This window comes from Pseudomonas fluorescens Q2-87 (assembly GCF_000281895.1).
Lineage (GTDB): Bacteria > Pseudomonadota > Gammaproteobacteria > Pseudomonadales > Pseudomonadaceae > Aquipseudomonas > Aquipseudomonas fluorescens_S.
The window spans coordinates 2,425,799-2,444,319 of record NZ_CM001558.1 but is presented as its reverse complement, the minus strand read 5'-3'; the positions used below and the strand labels follow the sequence as shown (position 1 = coordinate 2,444,319).

Sequence of the window (18,521 nt, the reverse complement as noted above, 5' to 3'; positions counted from 1 at the left end):
AATCAAACGCGACGACTTAACAAGTGAGCGCTGTGTTGCCGGAAGGTTCACACCGGGCAAGGGCAATGCCTTGAGCTGCCCAGGCCACTTCGCTCAACGCTTGAACAACTCGGCATGCATGAAATCAATGAACACCCGCAGCTTCGGGGCCAGATGTTTGCTGGATGGCCACAGCATACGGAACGTACTCTGATGCTGGTTGAAGTCGTCCAGCACGGTGACCAGCTCACCCCCGGCGATCGCATCGCGCACCGTAAAGTCCGGCACGCAGGCAATTCCCAAGGCATCGCGCACCCCATGCAACAACGCCTCGGTGGTATTGCAAAGCAGGGTGGCCGGGAGGTTGAGTTCGGCCTCCCCTTCCTGCCTGACCGGCCAGGCCTGCAACCTGCCCGTGCTGGGAAATTTATACAGCAGGCAGGCATGGCGCAGCAGATCAGCGGGGACCCGCGGCGTACCGTGTTCGGCAAAATAACGGGGTGAACCCACCACCACCAGCTTGAACGGGCCCAATGGACGGGACATCAACCGCGAATCGTTCGGCTCTCCGGTACGAATGACCGCATCGAAGCCTTCCTCAATGATATCCACCAGCCGATCGGAAAAATCCAGGTCCAGTTCAATGCTTGGATAGCGGCGCATGAAGGCTATCAACGTGGGCATCACCAAATCTGCAACGAGCGGCAGACTCACCCGCAACTTACCGCTGGGCGCCTTCCGGGTCTCGGACAGTTCCAGTTCGGCCGCCTCCACTTCGCAGAGAATGCGCCGACAGCGTTCAAGAAAAAGCGCGCCCTCGGCCGTCAGCGTGATGCTTCGCGTGCTGCGATGAAACAGACGCACCCCCAGCCGCGCCTCCAATCGGGCGACGCTCTTGCCCACCGCCGAGGAAGAAATGCCCAGCGCCCGTCCGGCCTCTGAAAAGCTGCGGGTTTCAGCGGCCCGGACAAAAAACTCAATGCCACTCAGCGATTCCATTGCCACTCCATTACGGACATTTTTTCCGATGTGTTCGGCACTCTAGCATTCTTGTCCCGTCGTGGACGGCCCCCTACCGTAGTCGGCATGTATGAAACCCGCTATCGATAGGTGAAACATGACGATTGCAAACCCCCATATCGCTGCACCTGCGCAAGCAGCTGTCGAAGCCGCGCCGCTGCCCATCGGGTCACTGTTTGCCCTGGCCTTGGCGGCCTTCGTCACGATCCTGACCGAAGCGCTGCCCGCTGGCCTCCTGCCCCAAATCAGTGAAGGCCTGGCCATTTCCGAAGCGCTGGCCGGCCAACTGGTGACGGTCTACGCAATCGGCTCGCTGCTGGCGGCCATTCCACTGACGGCCGCGACCCAGGGCGTGCGGCGCCGGTCTCTTCTGTTGCTCGCCATCGCCGGTTTCGCCGTCGCCAACACGGTCACCACACTTTCCACCAGCTACGTCTTGACGATCATCGCCCGGCTGTTGGGCGGGGTATCAGCCGGGCTGCTCTGGGCCTTGCTGGCAGGCTATGCCGCGCGCATGGTGCCCGAGCACCAGAAAGGCCGGGCCATTGCGATAGCCATGGTCGGTGCGCCACTGGCGTTATCCCTGGGCGTACCTGCCGGCACCTTGCTGGGCAACCTGATCGGTTGGCGCATGAGCTTCGCGATCATGAGTCTATTCGCCGTGGCCTTGATGGTCTGGGTGCGCCTCAAGGTGCCTGATTTTCCTGGGCAAGCCGCGAACAAGCGCTTTGGCTTGGGTCATGTCGTCACGCTGCCCGGCGTTCGGCCCGTACTGCTCGTGGTGCTTTCGTTCGTGCTGGCGCACAACATTCTGTTTACCTATATCGCCCCGTTCCTGGGCGCGGCCGGGCTGGCGGACCGGACAGAACGCGTATTGCTGGTTTTCGGCGTCGCGTCACTGGTGGGTATCTGGATCGTCGGCGTACTGATTGACCGGCACCTTCGGCCATTGACGCTCGCCGGCACGTGCCTGTTCGCCATCGCGGCGCTGATGCTGTGGGGGCTCAGCGATAGCCTGGTTGCGGTCTATATCGCGGCGGGCGCCTGGGGGATCGCTTTTGGCGGCGCGGGAACACTGTTCCAAACCGCAATTGCCAAGACGGGGGGAGAGGCGGCAGATGTAGCCCAATCGATGCTGGTCACGGCCTGGAACCTGGCCATCGCCGGTGGGGGGATCATCGGAGGCTTGCTGCTCGATCACCGCGGTGTCGCGGTATTCGCCCCTGTGCTAGTGGGTCTTCTGCTGGTGACGTTAGTGGTGGTGTGGTCCGCGAAGCATCATGGCTTTCCAGCACCTTCGGGCGAAGCCCCGAATGCGGGTAAAGGCCCACGGTAAGCGTGTCGCGCCTGACGGATGTGGGCTCGGCTCGCGACATCCATCGACACGTAACTGGCAGCTTTGCCCATAGCTTTAACCCGCCCGACATCTTTTTTTCGCCAACATATTGGCGGCATTTTTGACATAAATAACAATTGTGAAAATATCGTCATTTTCCCGACAGAAGGCATCAATACGCCATTGCTGGGAGCTTGGATACAGGCTCATCATCCGCCTGTCATTGCTACTCGTTTAAGCCAGAGAAGGCTGACGCAGGACGCATCAATCGCATCGTTTCGATGGGAGCAATACCAGGATGATGACGGTATACATTGTGGTCATGACTATCTGCAGTGGTATCGAAGGTTGCGTGGAGGAACGAAAGATGCAGCCAACCTACGCGACCAAGGAAATGTGCCTGGAGACCACCCGGGTCATGGCACCGCGCAAAGGCGTGAAATTGAAATGTCGAAGCGAACGGCTATGGGTGCCCACCGAGGCGTCACACCCTGTCGGTTATGATCGCGTCGTCTCGACCGACGCGAAGACAAAACCCTAGCGCGGTCCACCGACAGGCATGCCGCAACGGCTTTATCTGTCAATTTCGAGAAAAAAACGAAAAAAGCCCCGCATCTCTCGATGCGGGGCTTTTTTATTCAACGCAGGATCAGTTGGCCGTCACGACCGCCTGACCACTCAACGCCAGGTCCAGCAGCTCGCGGTTGGCAACCGCGTACATGGCGTAGTCGGTGCCGCTGGCGGCACGGATGTCCACCAGCATGGCGCGCCAGCGCTCGACCATTTCGTGATGCTGCTCCAGCCACAGCGCCAGGCGGGTTTCCACGTCCTGGGTGCCATCGCCTTCCTGAAGGACCGAGATGGTGATCGCCCGTTGCTGCCAGTCGATGTCATCGCGGAACGCTTCGCGGGCCAGGGCCTGCCAGTTGTTTTCCACCGGCAGTGCGCTGATCTGTTGCAGGTACCAGGTGATGTCCAGGGCGCTGCCCACGGCGAAGTAGGCCTTGGCCACATCGGCAGCATTCTGCCCGGTGACGTCGGACGCCTCGATGATCGGCAGCAAGGTGTACAGGTGGGCGGTACCAGCAACCATGCGCGCCAACAATTCCGGCACCCCGGCTGCCACGTACGCTTGGTAGCGGGTCTGCCAGCCTTCGCGGGTCGGGCCTTCCAGCAGTTCGTCGAGCTTGAGGCCCAACGCCGCCAGGTGCGGACCGAAGTGAGCGACGTCACGGGCAGCGTTCTGCTCGTTGCGGCGGCTACGCAGGAACCAGCGCGTCGCGCGACGACCCAGGCGCATCAGCTCATCCATCAGCTCCAGTTGCACGTCGGCGGAAACCTGATGGTCCAGGGCTTCGATCTGACGGAACCAGTGCGGGAGGTGGAAGATATCCCGAACGATTACATACGCGCCCGCCACGTTCGCCGGGCTCATGCCCGTAGACTCCTTGAGCCTTTGAACGAAGGTGATGCCCATGTGGTTGACCAGGTCGTTGGCGATCTGGGTGCTGACGATCTCGCGTTTGAGGCGATGGCGACGCATGGCCTCGGAGAACTTGCTCACCAGCGTCGGCGGGAACGCCGTCTCCATGTCACGGGTCAGGTAATCGTCGTCCGGAACCAGGGAGTTGAGCAGCGCTTCCTTGAGGTCGATTTTACTGTAGGAGATCAGCACCGACAGTTCGGCACGGGTCAGGCCATGGCCCGCCGAGACGCGCTCGTTGATCGCCTCTTCAGCCGGCAGGAACTCGATGGCGCGATCCAGCTTGCCGCGGGCTTCCAGGTCGTTCATCAGGCGCTTGTATTCGGCGATCCGCACGAAGGCGCGGCGTGCCGCCAGGGACAGGGCCTGGGTCTGCTTGTAGTTATTGCCCAACACCAGGTTACCGACTTCGTCGGTCATGCTCGCCAGCAACTGGTTGCGTTGCTTGTCGGTCATGTCACCAGCCTGCACCACTTCGTTGAGCAGGATCTTGATATTCACTTCGTGGTCGGAGCAGTCCACGCCACCGGCGTTGTCGATGAAGTCGGTGTTGGAACCGCCGCCATTGAGGCCGAACTCGACGCGACCCAGTTGGGTCATGCCCAGGTTGCCGCCCTCGCCCACCACCTTGCAGCGCAGTTCGTTGCCGTTCACGCGCAGTGCATCGTTGGCCTTGTCGCCAACGTCGGCGTGGCTTTCGCTGCTGGCCTTGACGTAGGTGCCGATACCGCCATTCCACAACAGATCCACCGGCGCCTTGAGCAAGGCGTTGAGCAGTTCGGTCGGGGTCAGCTTGTCGGCCTTGATGTCGAAGCGCTCTTTCATCTGTGGCGAAATGGCAATGCTCTTCGCGCTGCGCGAGAAGATACCGCCGCCTTCGGACATGATGCTGGTGTCGTAGTCGGTCCAGGCCGAACGCGGCAGGTCGAACAAGCGCTGGCGCTCGGCAAAGCTGCTGGCCGGCTCCGGGTTCGGGTCGATGAAGATGTGCAGATGGTTGAACGCGGCCACCAATTGCAGCTTGTTGGACATCAGCAAGCCGTTGCCGAACACGTCGCCGGCCATGTCGCCGACGCCCACCACGGTGATGCTGTCTTCCTGGACATTGATGCCGCGCTCACGGAAGTGGCGCTGCACGCCCACCCACGCACCCTTGGCGGTGATGCCCATTTTCTTGTGGTCGTAACCGGCCGAACCGCCGGACGCAAACGCATCGCCGAGCCAGAAGCCGTAGTCGATGGCGATGCCGTTGGCGATGTCGGAGAAGGTCGCGGTGCCTTTGTCCGCCGCCACCACCAGGTACGGGTCATCGTCGTCATGACGCACGACGTTGGCCGGTGGCACCAGGGCGCCGTCCTTGAGGTTGTCGGTGATGTCCAACAGGCCCGAGATGAAGATGCGGTAGCAGGCGATGCCCTCGGCCGCGATCTCGTCCCGGCTGCCGCCCAGCGGCAGGCGACGCGGCAGGAAACCACCCTTGGCGCCCACCGGCACGATGACCGAGTTCTTCACTTGCTGGGCTTTTACCAGGCCGAGCACTTCGGTGCGGTAGTCTTCTTCACGGTCGGACCAGCGCAGGCCGCCGCGAGCCACGTTACCGAAGCGCAAGTGCACGCCTTCGACCCGTGGCGAGTACACGAAGATCTCGAACTTGGGCACCGGTTTCGGCAGTTCCGGGATCAGGTGCGGGTTGAACTTGAAGCTGAAGTAGGACTTGTTCTGGCCGTTGGCGTCGGTCTGGTAGAAGTTGGTCCGCAGGGTGGCCTTGATCAGGTCCAGGTAGCGACGCAGGATGCGGTCTTCGTTGAGCACCTGGACGTCGTCCAGCGCCGTGAGGATCGCCTGTTCCAGACGCAGTTGCTTGTCTTCCAGGTCGTCGCCACTGAGCTTGCGCGCCAGGTAGAAGCGGGTCTTGAACAACCGGGTCAGCTCACGAGCGATGTCGGTGTGGTTGTTCAGGGTGCTGGCGATGTAGCCCAGGTCGAAGCCCAGGCGGATCTGTTTCAGGTAACGGGCGTAGGCACGCAGCAGCGCCACGTCGCGCCACGGCAGGCCGGCGGTCAGCACCAGGCGGTTGAACGCATCGTTTTCGGCATCGCCGCTCACGATGTGGACGAAAGCGTCCTGCAAGGTGTCGTTGAGCTGCTGGATATCCAGGTCCAGGCCTTCGGCAGCGGTGAATGCGAAGTCATGAATCCAGAACTCGCGGCCATTGGTGTGGCGCAGGCGGTACGGGAACTCGCCCAGCACCCGCAGACCGAGGTTTTCCAGGATCGGCAACACGTCGGACAGCGCCAGCGGCGTGTCGGCGTGATACAGCTTGCAGTGCAACTCGCGCTGGCCGGAGACCTGGCCCAGCGGCTGGTAGAAACTCATCACCAGCGGATTTTTTCGTTCAGGCTCAGCAGGTGCTGCATGTCGACCACGGCCGAGTGCGCGGCGAAACGCTCACGATAGCCGGCCGGGAAGCCTTTCGGGAAATCCGACAGTACGTTGGTGCCCTGGGCTTCGCCGAAGCTTTCGATGACCAGGCTGGCGTAGTCGTCCTTCCAGCTGCGGCAGGCCTGGACCACTTCTTTTTCCAGCAGGACCGGATCGATGTCGAGACGGTTCTTCGGGTCCACCCGCAGGATCAGCTGTACACGGGCCAGCACGGATTCGGAGAAGAAGGTCCAGAATTCGCAGTCCGACGCCTTCAGGCGATCCATCAGCACTTGCTGGATCTTCTGGCGCACTTCGGTGGAATAGATATCACGAGGCACATAGGCCAGGCAGTAGCAGAACCGGCCATACGGGTCTTTGCGCAGGAACACGCGGATCTTGTTGCGCTCCTGGATCTGCACGATGGACATGACGGTGCTGAACAGCTCGTCCACCGGGGTCTGGAATAAATCGTCACGCGGCAGTACTTCCACCACTTGGGCCAATTCCTTGCCCAGGTGCGCTTTGGCCTGGAAGCCGGAGCGACGCTCGATTTCCGCGACCTTGCGGCGGATGTACGGAATGACCCGCACGCTCTCGCCATACACCGAGGAGGTGTACAGGCCCATGAAGCGGCATTCCTTGATGACCTTGCCGTCAGCGTCGATCTCGCGGATCGACACGTAGTCCGGGTAGGCCGGACGGTGCACGCGGCTCGGGTGCGCGGCCTTGGCGAACGACAACAGGGTCGGTTCGCGCAGGTAATTGACCGCGTAGTCTTCGATGCGCAGGTCATCGGCGGTGAGGCCGGCGCGCAGCAATTTGGTCAGGCCGAGGAACGAATCGGGGTTGTACTCGATGTGGCCGCCGTCGGCTTCATCGCGCACCACGAACTCTTCGTAGCCCAGGAAGGTGAAGTGGTTGCCCACCAGCCATTCCAGGAAGCTTTTGATTTCAGCTTTTTCATCGGCATCGGTGGCGTAGGCACTGTTGTCCAGGCTCGACAGGATTTCCTGGACCTTGGCCTTCATCGGTTCGAAATCAGCCACCGCGACCCGCACTTCGCCCAGCACTTGCTCAAGTTCCTTGCTCAGGACATTGAGTTCGGCGGCGTTGGCACAGCGGTCGATCTCCAGGTACATCAACGACTCTTGCAGGATGTCGTCGCCCTGGGTGCCTTTGGGCAGGATTTCCAGCAACTCGCCCTTGCTGCCGCGACGCACGCTCAGCACGGTGGTTTGCAGGGTATGAATGCTGTAGCCGCGGCGGTTCAGCTCGGTACGTACCGAATCCACCAGGAACGGCAGGTCGTGGTGCAGCACTTCGACCGCGGTGTGGGTCGACTGCCAACCGTGGCGTTCGTAATCGGGGTTGTAGACACGCACTTGCGGTTGCGTGTGATCGAAGCGCTCAAGCAGGCGCCAGGCGGACAAGGTGCAGCCGGCGAGGTCAGACAACCGGCGCTGGGTAAGTTCATCGAGGGAAATGATGCCGAAGAATTGTTCAGCGAACAGCGCCACTTGTGGCAGTGCCTGTTCACTGATGTGCTGCGCCAGTGCCGCTTGCAGTTGATGCTGGAAGTCGGCTTTGCTGGCTGCGGTGAAGAACGCCATCTGTGGTACTCCGCTTGGGCTTGTTATTGATGAAAGCGTCGCGTGCAACCCCTTGCAGGGCTGTCGGCCATCCCGTTCCTGATTCTCGGGCAGAGGAAACAGGATGACAGGTGGGTGAAGCTGGACGAGACCCGCAGGTCACATCCTTTTCCATGTAATTTCATGTCATGGACACCTGCAAAAAGCACCCGGAGGTGGCTTTTGCAGGTGCACATCCGTTGCGCAGCTTAACGAGTGCGACAACGTGCCTGCTTGCAGCGCTGCGACATATTCGGTCATCGGCTAGCTAAACAGCCGGTACGCACCGGACAACCCTAGCAGGCTGGGGACCAAACGGCACCCCGAGGCGGTAAACCAGCAGAAAATCGTTCGCACTGGCAGAATCCACTTTTTGCACCCCGCAGGTGCACTCGATCCTGGAGCCATCACCATGAAAATGACCACCGCCCTTCTGATCGCCAACCCGTGTGATGAAGAAGAAGACAACATGGCCATGCTCTGCTGCCACAGCGCCCAGGGCGACATGTTCCTGATGACCCGCTACCCCGACGAAGATGAACTGGAAATCACTCTGGATGGCGAGCCTTCGACGCTTGATGGGGTGAAGGTGACGCTCAGCCCGACCCTGCTGAAGATCGAAATTGCCGCAGCGGACGCCGATGCGCTCAATGGCGATGACGTCTTGGAAATCACTCATGACAGCGATGCGGCGGACTTGGCCGAAGTGGAACTGACGTTGCAGAACATTCTGCGGGGTACAGGGACCTATGTAAGACAGGACTGATTCCAGCGTTTTCATAGGCGCCATCGCGAGCAAGCTCGCTCCCACAGAGCAATGGCGTCGGTAACACATGTGGCGAGGGAGCTTGCTCCCGCTGGGCTGCGCAGCAGCCCCAAAAACCACACACCGCGATCTGGCAGCTAAACCGCGCCAGCACGAATGGCGACTGCTGCGCAGCCGAGCGGGAGCAAGCTCCCTCGCCACAGTATGTCGGGGCCTTTCTTCCCTCCTCCCGCTGATTCGTCGCTTAGAGCTCACCACCGTCGGTCGCACTCATGTCGAGATCCGCTTGACGGGCATCTGGATTCTGATGTTTCCTGAAACCGGTTTCAGAACCGCTCAATAATTCCAATAAGCAGGTTTCTATCCGTGAATTCTTTCTCCGCCGCCCAGCGCAGTCGCGTGACCATGCTTGATGTCGCCGAGCGCGCCGGGGTATCCAAGGCCAGCGTCTCGCGCTTCATTGGCGAAGACCGCGCCCTGCTCTCCGAGGCCATCGCCCGACGCATCGAGCAGGCGATCAGCGAGCTGGGCTATCGCCCAAACCAGATGGCCCGTGGCCTCAAGCGCGGCCGCACCCGTCTGATCGGCATGCTGGTGGCCGATATCCGCAACCCCTATTCAATTGCCGTCATGCATGGCGTGGAAACCGCTTGCCGCCGCCATGGCTATAGCCTGGTGGTGTGTAACACCGACCGCGATGACGAGCAGGAACGCCAGCACCTGGCGCTGTTGCGCGCGTACAACATCGAAGGCCTGATCGTGAACACCCTTGGCCATCATCGTGACGAACTGCTGGAACTACGCCGTGAAATGCCCCTGGTGCTGGTGGATCGCAAGGTCGACCGGCTCGAAAGCGACTTGGTGGGGCTGGACAACCCTGCCGCTGTCGAGATGGCGCTCGAACATCTTGAACAACGAGGCTACCGCGATCTGCTGCTGGTGACCGAGCCGTTCGACGGCACCAGTTCGCGGATCGAGCGGGTCGACAGTTTCACCAACGGAGTCGCTCGACGCCCAGCTTTGGCCGGCGTCGTCGTGGAGATCTGCGACCAGTTGGCCACGCGCATCAAGACCTTTCTCGCCCAGCCAGGCCACGGCCCCAAGGCGCTGTTCTGCGCCAATGGCATTGCCGCGTTGGCTGCCACTCAAGTCTTGCGTGAACTGGGCTGCCATTTGTTCGACGACATCGGCCTGATCGCGCTCGACGATCTGGACTGGTACCCCTTGGTCGGCAGCGGCATCACCGCCCTCGCCCAACCCACGGCGGAAATGGGTGCCCAAGCCTTCGAGTGTCTGCTCAAGCGCCTGCGCGGCGACACCGGGCCGGTACGGACCCTGGATTTTGCGGCGCGGTTGATTGTGCGCGGGTCGACGTCTGGCGTTCTTCGGTGATTGAGGCCCTGAAGCACACCCCATAAATTTTTTTGAACCAAACTGAAACCGGTTTCAGAGGTATAACAACAATGCACAAACCAGACGTTTCCATCAGCCTTTCCAGCTACGGCGCCGACCTGGTGCGGCAACATGGCCAAGGCAGCTTCATCCCTCTGCTGGCGGCCGCCGGGGCCTCGCGGATCGAATGGCGCGAAGAACTGCTCACCACCGAACAGCCCGCCGAACTGGCCGCCAATGCCCAGGCCCAAGGTCTGCAAAGCATTTTTTCATCCCCGCTCGAGCTGTGGCTGGCGGGCCGGTCCAAACCTAATGCCGCCCTGACGCCTGCCTTGCAACGCGCCGAGACGTTCGGCTCGACTTGGCTGAAAGTCTCACTCGGTCATTTCAGCGACTCCCATGACCTGTCAGCCCTGGCGGATGCGCTCGCCACAAGCCCGGTACAGCTTCTGGTGGAAAACGACCAGACCTTGCAGGGCGGGCGAATCGAACCCTTGCAACGGTTCTTCGCCGCAGCTGAGCAGCTTGGGTTGCCCATCGGCATGACCTTCGACATTGGCAACTGGCAATGGCAGGACCAATCGGCCGCCGTGGCGGCCCGGCAGCTCGGACGGCATGTGGTTTATGTGCACTGCAAGGCCGTGGCCCGGCGCGCCGACGGCAAACTGGTTGCGGTGCCCCCGGCAATGGCGGACCTGCATCTTTGGGAGCAGTTGCTCAAGCAGATGCCAACCGGCGTGATGCGCGCCGCCGAGTACCCCTTGCAAGGCGACGACTTGCTGCAATTGACCGCCGAACATGTCGCCACCCTTGCCCGCCTCGGGCAGCCACGCCGGGAGCCTGCCCATGTCTGAGTACGATGTGTTGTCGTTCGGCGAAACCATGGCGATGCTGGTGGCCGACCAGAACGGTGACCTGGCCTGCGTCGATCACTTTCACAAACGCATCGCCGGGGCCGACAGCAATGTCGCCATTGGCCTGTCGCGGCTTGGCTTCAACGTGGCGTGGCTGAGCCGGGTCGGCGCCGATTCCCTGGGGCGTTTCGTCACCCGGACGCTGGAGAACGAAGGCCTGGACTGTCGCCATGTGGCAGTCGATCCGGAGCGCCCCACCGGGTTCCAGTTCAAATCCCGTACCGACGATGGTAGCGACCCGCAGGTCGAGTATTTCCGCCGTGGTTCGGCGGCCAGTTGCCTGTCGATCGAATCCATCGCGCCACCGCTGCTTGGCGCCCGTCATTTGCACGCGACCGGCATCGTGCCGGCGCTGTCGGCTACGGCCCGTGGCATGTCCTTTGAACTGATGACACGTATGCGCGAGGCCGGTCGCAGCCTGTCGTTCGACCCCAATCTGCGACCGAGCCTGTGGGCCAGCGAGTCGACGATGATCAGCGAAATCAATCGCCTCGCCGCCCTCGCCCACTGGGTCTTGCCGGGGCTCAGCGAAGGGCGGTTGCTGACCGGGTTCGATGACCCGGCCGACATCGCCGCGTTTTATCTGGACCAAGGCGCCGAAGCCGTGGTGATCAAGCTCGGCGCGGACGGCGCCTATTACCGCACGCTCCTGGACGAAGGCGTTATCGCCGGCGTGCCGGTGGCCCGGGTGGTGGACACCGTGGGCGCCGGCGATGGCTTCGCCGTCGGTCTGGTCAGTGCGTTGCTCGAAGGCCGCGCCATCACCGAGGCCGTGCAGCGCGCCAACTGGATTGGCAGCCGCGCAGTACAGAGCCGCGGAGACATGGAGGGTTTGCCGACCCGAGCGGAGTTACTGGCTGAATTTGAAACCGCCCATCGCGAGCAAGCTTGCTCGCGATAGAGGCCACCGCAAAACACACCTGCTGCAAACAAAAACAACAAGCTCAGGAGTCAAAGACATGCAAACGCTCAACCTCGCCACCCGTCGCTGGTGGTACATCATGCCCATCGTGTTCATCACCTACAGCCTGGCCTATCTGGATCGGGCCAACTACGGGTTCGCCGCCGCTTCGGGCATGGCCAAGGACCTGATGATTACCCCTGGGCTGTCGTCATTGCTGGGGGCGCTGTTTTTCCTCGGCTACTTCTTCTTCCAAGTACCGGGGGCGATCTACGCGCAAAAGCACAGCGTGAAGAAGCTGATCTTCGTCAGCCTGATCCTCTGGGGTTCACTGGCAACGCTGACAGGCGTGGTCTCCAACGCGTATTGGCTGATCGTGATCCGCTTCATGCTCGGCGTGGTCGAAGCCGCCGTGATGCCGGCGATGCTGGTATATCTGTGTCACTGGTTCACCCGGGCAGAACGCTCGCGCGCCAATACCTTCCTGATCCTCGGCAACCCGGTGACCATGCTGTGGATGTCGGTGGTGTCGGGTTACCTGGTGCAGCAATTCGACTGGCGCTGGATGTTCATCATCGAAGGCCTGCCGGCAGTGCTCTGGGCCTTTATCTGGTGGCGCCTCGCTGATGACCGTCCGGCCCAGGCCAAGTGGCTCAGCGACCAGGAAAAACAGGACCTGGAAAGCGCACTGGCAGCCGAACAGGTCGGCATCAAGGCCGTAAAGAACTATGCCGAAGCCTTCCGCTCGCCCAAGGTCATCATCCTGGCGTTGCAATTTTTCTGCTGGAGCATCGGCGTCTACGGCTTTGTGCTGTGGTTGCCATCAATTCTCAAGGCCGGCTTGCAGATGAGCATGGTCGAGGCCGGATGGCTGTCGTCGCTGCCCTACCTGGCGGCGGTGATCGGCATGCTGGGCGTGTCCTGGGCATCGGACAAGGCTCAAAAACGCAAGCGCTTCGTCTGGCCACCGCTGCTGGTCGCCTCCATCGCGTTCTACGCCTCCTACCTGCTGGGGCCTGAGCATTTCTGGTGGTCCTATAGCCTGCTGGTGATCGCCGGGGCCTGCATGTACGCCCCGTACGGGCCGTTCTTCGCCATCGTTCCAGAAATTCTTCCCGCCAATGTCGCCGGCGGTGCCATGGCGTTGATCAACAGCATGGGTGCGCTGGGTTCGTTCGGCGGTTCCTACCTGGTGGGTTACCTCAACGGCTCCACCGGCTCCCCTGGCATGTCCTTCCTGCTGATGAGCGGCGCCTTGTTGATGTCAGTGGTGCTGACCCTCGCCCTCAAGCCCGGCGCCAGTGACCGGGCCGTGTCCAAAACCGCGACGCCACGCTCGGCGTCCGCCCATTCCTGAATCGAGACCTGCCCATGAAAAAGCACGTGGTGTTGTACAAAGCGCTGTCAGCGCAACTGATGGCCCGTCTGCAAGCGCAGGCCCAGGTCACGCTCATCGAGCGCCTCGACACGCAGGGCCTGGCGCAACTGCGCGAGGCCCTGTCCAGCGCCCATGGCTTGCTGGGGGCCAGCCTCAAGCTGGACGCACCGTTGCTGGACCTGGCGCCGAACCTGCAAGCCATTGCCAGCGTCTCGGTGGGGGTCGACAACTACGACATCGACTACCTGACCGAACGCCGGATCCTGCTCACCAACACCCCGGACGTGCTCACCGAAACCACCGCAGACACCGGCTTTGCCCTGATCCTGGCAACGGCCCGCCGCGTGGTGGAGCTGGCCAACCTGGTGCGTGCTGGCGGCTGGCAACAGAGCATCGGCCCCAAGCATTTTGGCAGCGATGTCCATGGCAAGACCCTGGGCATCATCGGCATGGGCCGCATCGGCGAAGCCCTGGCCCAGCGCGGTCACTTCGGCTTCGGCATGCCGGTGATCTACCACAGCCATTCGGCCAAGCCGGCAGTCGAGCAGCGTTTCAATGCGCGCTATTGCAGCCTCGAAACATTGTTTCGGCAGGCCGACTTCATTTGCCTGACCTTGCCCCTGACGGCTGAAACCCAAGGGCTGGTCGGCGCGCAGGCGTTTGCCCGGATGCGTCCCGAGACCATCTTCATCAATATCTCCCGGGGCAAGGTGGTGGATGAAGCCGCACTGATCGACGCCCTGCGCAGCGGGCAGATCCGTGGTGCGGGGCTGGACGTGTTCGAGCGTGAACCCTTGGATGCGGATTCGCCGCTGTTGCAAATGGATAACGTGGTGGCGACACCGCACATGGGCTCGGCCACCCACGAGACACGGGAAGCGATGGCGCGCTGTGCGGTGGACAATCTGTTGGCGGCATTGGCGGGTGAACGGCCGGTGAATCTGGTGAATGCGGGGGCTTGGGTGGGCTGAGCAATCAGCCAAGCACAGCTGTGGCGAGGGAGCTTGCTCCCGCTGGGTTGCGAAGCGACCCCTAAAGGGCTGGATGCGGCCAGCCTGATACACCGAGGTGGGGCTTCGGGGCTGCTGCGCAGCCCAGCGGGAGCAAGCTCCCTCGCCACAATGGGTTAGCCGAAAAATACGGCCGACTTTCAGGGTGTGTGGACGCCCCTTAAGTTAACCCCCTACAAATCCTGCCCTGACAAATGCACATAAAAATCCGCGGCAGCTTTTCCTTCAGATACGTCTTACCGATTATCAGGAAGCCCCCCACAACAACGTCGGATGTTGGGATCTAGCACATCCAAAAACCGACTGCTATTCATATAACTTCATACGCGCACGCCCTTCGCGCACCGCTAACACGCCAGTTAATGCCTAAACCGCAGCTCCTCATGGACGGTCGTATGCTATCTATACAAATGCTTATTAAAACCGCATGCGAAAAACATACGTCGCTTCTGATATTAACCGTCGCAACAATCATCGCACTCAAACTCATCACGCTCGCCCCTCCATTGTTACTTGGAACCATCATCGACACCCTGCAAGGCAATAAAAGTCCAACCTCCAGCACACTGCTCGCACTGACGACAGGCCTGATTGTCGCGGGATGTATTCACGCGATCATCACTCCACTGCAAATCCATGCACTGTCCAAACTGGTACAGGGCATTATCATGAACGCTTCCAAGGAGTGGATCACCGAACTCATCGGCAAGGAGTTTTCGTTATTCAATTCTTGGAGAATCGGCCACTTCATCAAATCGGTTGAGCGCGGAATTACTGCTCACGAACAACTACTGACGTTCATGGTGACCATTGCGCTCCCCGTACTGTTGGAATTCATAGTTGTTGGGACTGCTTTTATTTACATAGGGGGCATTGGAGTTTTCTTGAGCATGACGGCATTCGGAATGATCTATCTGGCTGCCACCCATAAAATCATCAGATGGCGGAGAAAACACATCGATGCTGTCAATGAGCAGGAAGACGATTTAAGTGCCCACCTCTACAACACCCTCAACGCGGGGAAAATCATAAAACTGGAAAGTGCCATACCTACGGCCCTGCACCCGTTGAATGCGGCGTTCGGACGTTATGCCAACGCGGCGGTGACGACGGCATCATCCGGCGGCCTGCTGAGCACCGCCAAGATACTGTTCGTAAGCCTTTCCACTGGGGGCTTGCTCTACTGGGGCGTCGTGGACCAACTGTCGGGGCAGCCCAGTATCAGTGTCGGGCAGCTGGTTGCCATTTTTTCAATCGCGGGGAGTTATCTGGTCAGTATTTCAACTTTGACTGAAGGGTATCGTGTGCTTGATCAGTTCCTTGCAGACCAGCGTCAATTTCAGGGTCTGCTATCACTTCCGAATTTCGATTGCAGCAATCGGCTGGCGCGGGTTGATTTGCAGCGGTCCTCTGTCCTGGAACTCGGAGCCTGCGAAGTGGCAGGAACGGGATCGCTTCGCCTGTCGATCAAGCGCTCCCTGGCGTTTACCCAAGGGCAGTCAGTGGCCGTTACGGGCCCTAGCGGCGCAGGCAAGACCACTTTTCTGGAAGCCCTCGCCGGGCTTGATGCATTAACGCGAGACCAACTGAGTATCGACGCGGTGCCGGTCTCATTTTTGACCGGTCAAGCGCACTTGGACGCCTTGAGATACTGTCCTCAACAACCACGGTTTCTGGAAGGCTCTTTTGAACAATCGGTTCTGTTCGGAGGCAGCGCATCGCCGGATTTGCCCAGAGCCATACGGCAACTGGAACTGGATGAGCTCGTGACGACACGGCAGGTCAGCGAAAATGCATCGAATATCTCCGGAGGCGAAGCTAAACGCTTGTCGCTGCTGCGCCTGATCAACAAGCCCGGAAAATTCAATCTGTTCGACGAGCCCAGCGCATCCATCGAACCCAGGCTGACCACGCCCCTTTGGGACCTGTTATTCGACGTTTTCTCCGGGCAGGGTTTGATCTGTGTCACCCATGACATTGACCACCTGCATCGGTTTGACCGGGTCATCGTGATACATGAAGGAGCAATCGTGGACGATGGTCCGTGGCGGGAGCTGCTCGACAGGCCCGCAGTCAAGCTGCTGGTGGATGAGATTCGGACGCAGAACTAGCGAAATAGGGTGCTGGATCTGCTGCCGTCATCGTCGGATCGCCGCCCGGAGCAGACTCGCTCCCAAGGTTTTGCGGTTCACCCAGCACTTACGGAATGACACAAATCCCTTGTGGCGAGGGAGCTTGCTCCCGCTCGGCTGCGCAGCAGTCGCAGGCCCGCCCGGCGCGGTGTGTCTGGGGAACCGCGCCGGCTCGGTTTGGGGCTGCTGCGCAGCCCAGCGGGAGCAAGCTCCCTCGCCACGGGGGTTATGTCGGCTGACGGGTTTCGATGTTGTCCAGAGCACGGTTCGCCAGCAGGCTGCCCAGTTCGATCAGCTGTTGGATGCCCAGGAGGAAATGCCGGCGTGAACCATCCAAGTCGAAGGCCAGGTCATTAACCATGACGTTGGCCGAAGCCAGGGTTTCGCTGAGGTTGGCAAGCAGGCATTCGGTGTCGATGTCTTTGTTGACGGTGAAGAGTTGGCCGGGGGCGGGTTCCGCTTCGGGTTTGCCCGGTTTGGGGTTCAGGTAATGGTTGAGGACTCGGTCGGTGACTTTGTCGTGTTTTTGGGACTTGGTTTTTGGGCGCGGTGAGGTCGGATCGGTGTCCGGGGGATTCGGGGTAGCTTTGAACATAAATGGAATCTCATGCGGGATAGGAGAAACCACCACCTCGCTACCAAACGAGGGTGGCGGCCATACGAAGGTTGGTAGACCGGCCCACATGAACTCCGGCGCGCTCGAAAGCGCCCTACGCATGGCCACCATCAATACAAATGCTGAGATGCACTTGTAAAAAGTGACGCTTGCGTCATGTAGAAAACCGGGCTACCAAACCCGATCGCTGATTCCTCAGCGACCCGGAAACGATAAAACCTGCCTCCCAAGCGCACAAGCCGGCGGATTCTGGCGCAGTCGTAGGCAATGGCGCAAGACAACGTAGCCCGATACAGAACACTCCTACATCCAGATAAACACCCCTTCATTTTGTTAGTGCTTCGCACTGGAGCGCCAGCCCGGTCAAGCGGGAGCAAGCTCCCTCGCCACGGGGTAAGTGCGCCTGTCGGGGTGGTATTTATGGCAAGCAAACCCACCCCCACAATCTTTCCAAGCCGATCACAATTCACACGGCCGATCAAAATCCCGTTAGTCGCCACCCCCTGCCATGCATTAAAGTATTGCCCCCAGCCCCGGCGTTATCCAGACGTGCGGGGCCACCCCTTCCAGGAACAGTCATCGATGGAACATCGTGAAGCGCTGCTGGCGCTGCGAACCTTTCTTTCAACGCAGATCCTCGGCCAGGAAAAACTCATCGAGCGCCTGCTCATCGCCTTGCTCGCCGACGGCCACATGCTGGTGGAAGGCGCGCCGGGGCTGGCCAAGACTAAGGCCATCAAGGAGCTGGCCGAAGGGATCGAAGCGCAATTCCATCGCATCCAGTTCACCCCCGACCTGCTGCCTGCCGACATCACCGGCACGGAAATCTATCGCCCGGAAACCGGCAGCTTCGTGTTCCAACAAGGGCCGATCTTTCACAACCTGGTGCTGGCGGACGAAATCAACCGTGCCCCGGCCAAGGTCCAGTCGGCCTTGCTGGAAGCGATGGCCGAGCGGCAGGTCAGCGTTGGGCGCAGCACTTATGAACTGTCGCCGCTGTTCCTGGTAATGGCCACACAGAACCCGATCGAGCAGGAAGGCACCTACCCGCTGCCCGAAGCCCAGCTCGACCGGTTCCTGATGCACGTCAAGATCGGTTTTCCCGATGCCGCGGTAGAACGCCGCATCCTGCAGCAGGCCCGGGGCGAAGCGCTGAACGGCGAAACCAAGCCCGAACGCCGCGTGAGCCAGCAGGCGATTTTCTCGGCCCGCAAGGAAATCCTCGGTTTGTACATGGCCGATGCCGTGGAGGAATACCTGGTGCAACTGGTCATGGCCACCCGAAACCCGGCCAAATTCGACCCGGAGATGGCCGAGTGGATTGCCTACGGCGCCAGCCCCCGGGGCTCGATTGCCCTGGACCGCTGTGCCCGTGCCCACGCCTGGCTGGCCGGGCGTGACTTCGTCAGCCCGGAAGACATCCAGGCCGTGCTGTTCGACGTGCTGCGCCATCGCATCATTCTGTCGTTCGAAGCCGAGGCCGCCGGCATCGACCAGGACCGGGTCGTGCAGCGGATTCTCGACGTCGTCGCTGTCGCTTGA

At 60.7% G+C, this 18,521-nt stretch carries 11 protein-coding genes and 1 pseudogene; 9 read left to right on the top strand and 3 right to left on the bottom strand.

Features of this window, described 5'->3' with window-relative positions; translation table 11 throughout:
- Window positions 1-93: 93 nt before the first annotated feature.
- Entirely contained in the window at window positions 94-978 is an 885-nt protein-coding gene (locus tag PFLQ2_RS16680; protein ID WP_003180719.1) for a LysR family transcriptional regulator, read from the bottom strand.
- Between the two features lie 118 nt (window positions 979-1,096).
- Between PFLQ2_RS16680 and PFLQ2_RS16685 the strand changes: the two genes are divergently transcribed.
- A complete protein-coding gene (locus PFLQ2_RS16685) occupies window positions 1,097-2,335 on the top strand; it encodes an MFS transporter (RefSeq protein WP_003180717.1) in 1,239 nt (412 codons plus the stop codon).
- A 649-nt stretch (window positions 2,336-2,984) separates the two neighbouring features.
- Here PFLQ2_RS16685 and PFLQ2_RS27710 read toward each other — a convergent pair.
- A pseudogene (locus PFLQ2_RS27710) lies at window positions 2,985-7,852 on the bottom strand (NAD-glutamate dehydrogenase).
- A gap of 430 nt (window positions 7,853-8,282) precedes the next feature.
- Between PFLQ2_RS27710 and PFLQ2_RS16690 the strand changes: the two are divergent.
- The 7 genes from PFLQ2_RS16690 (at window position 8,283) to PFLQ2_RS16720 (ending at window position 16,342) form a co-directional block, all read left to right on the top strand.
- Window positions 8,283-8,636, top strand: a complete 354-nt coding sequence (locus tag PFLQ2_RS16690; RefSeq protein WP_003180713.1) for a hypothetical protein — start codon at window positions 8,283-8,285, stop codon at window positions 8,634-8,636.
- Between the two features lie 366 nt (window positions 8,637-9,002).
- Window positions 9,003-10,028 (top strand): LacI family DNA-binding transcriptional regulator, encoded by a 1,026-nt coding sequence (locus PFLQ2_RS16695; protein WP_003180711.1) that lies wholly within the window; start codon window positions 9,003-9,005, stop codon window positions 10,026-10,028.
- Between the two features lie 71 nt (window positions 10,029-10,099).
- Window positions 10,100-10,882, top strand: coding sequence for a sugar phosphate isomerase/epimerase family protein (locus tag PFLQ2_RS16700; RefSeq protein ID WP_003180709.1), 783 nt, complete (start codon window positions 10,100-10,102; stop codon window positions 10,880-10,882).
- Complete coding sequence (locus PFLQ2_RS16705) at window positions 10,875-11,843, top strand: sugar kinase (RefSeq protein ID WP_003180707.1); 969 nt, start codon at window positions 10,875-10,877, stop codon at window positions 11,841-11,843. The genes PFLQ2_RS16700 and PFLQ2_RS16705 overlap by 8 nt, the downstream gene beginning before the upstream one ends.
- Before the next feature lie 58 nt (window positions 11,844-11,901).
- Entirely contained in the window at window positions 11,902-13,200 is a 1,299-nt protein-coding gene (locus tag PFLQ2_RS16710; RefSeq protein WP_003180705.1) for an MFS transporter, read from the top strand.
- 14 nt (window positions 13,201-13,214) lie between these two features.
- Window positions 13,215-14,192 carry a 2-hydroxyacid dehydrogenase gene (locus PFLQ2_RS16715; protein WP_003180702.1) on the top strand — a complete coding sequence of 326 codons (978 nt, stop codon included), beginning with the start codon at window positions 13,215-13,217 and terminating at the stop codon, window positions 14,190-14,192.
- Between the two features lie 434 nt (window positions 14,193-14,626).
- Window positions 14,627-16,342: an ATP-binding cassette domain-containing protein gene (locus PFLQ2_RS16720; protein ID WP_003180699.1), complete on the top strand. Its 1,716-nt coding sequence runs from the start codon at window positions 14,627-14,629 to the stop codon at window positions 16,340-16,342.
- 247 nt (window positions 16,343-16,589) lie between these two features.
- Here the strand turns inward: PFLQ2_RS16720 and PFLQ2_RS16725 are convergent, their stop codons facing one another.
- Window positions 16,590-16,958, bottom strand: coding sequence for a DUF6124 family protein (locus PFLQ2_RS16725; RefSeq protein WP_003180697.1), 369 nt, complete (start codon window positions 16,956-16,958; stop codon window positions 16,590-16,592).
- 603 nt (window positions 16,959-17,561) lie between these two features.
- Between PFLQ2_RS16725 and PFLQ2_RS16730 the strand changes: the two genes are divergently transcribed.
- Complete coding sequence (locus PFLQ2_RS16730; protein WP_003180695.1) at window positions 17,562-18,521, top strand: AAA family ATPase; 960 nt, start codon at window positions 17,562-17,564, stop codon at window positions 18,519-18,521.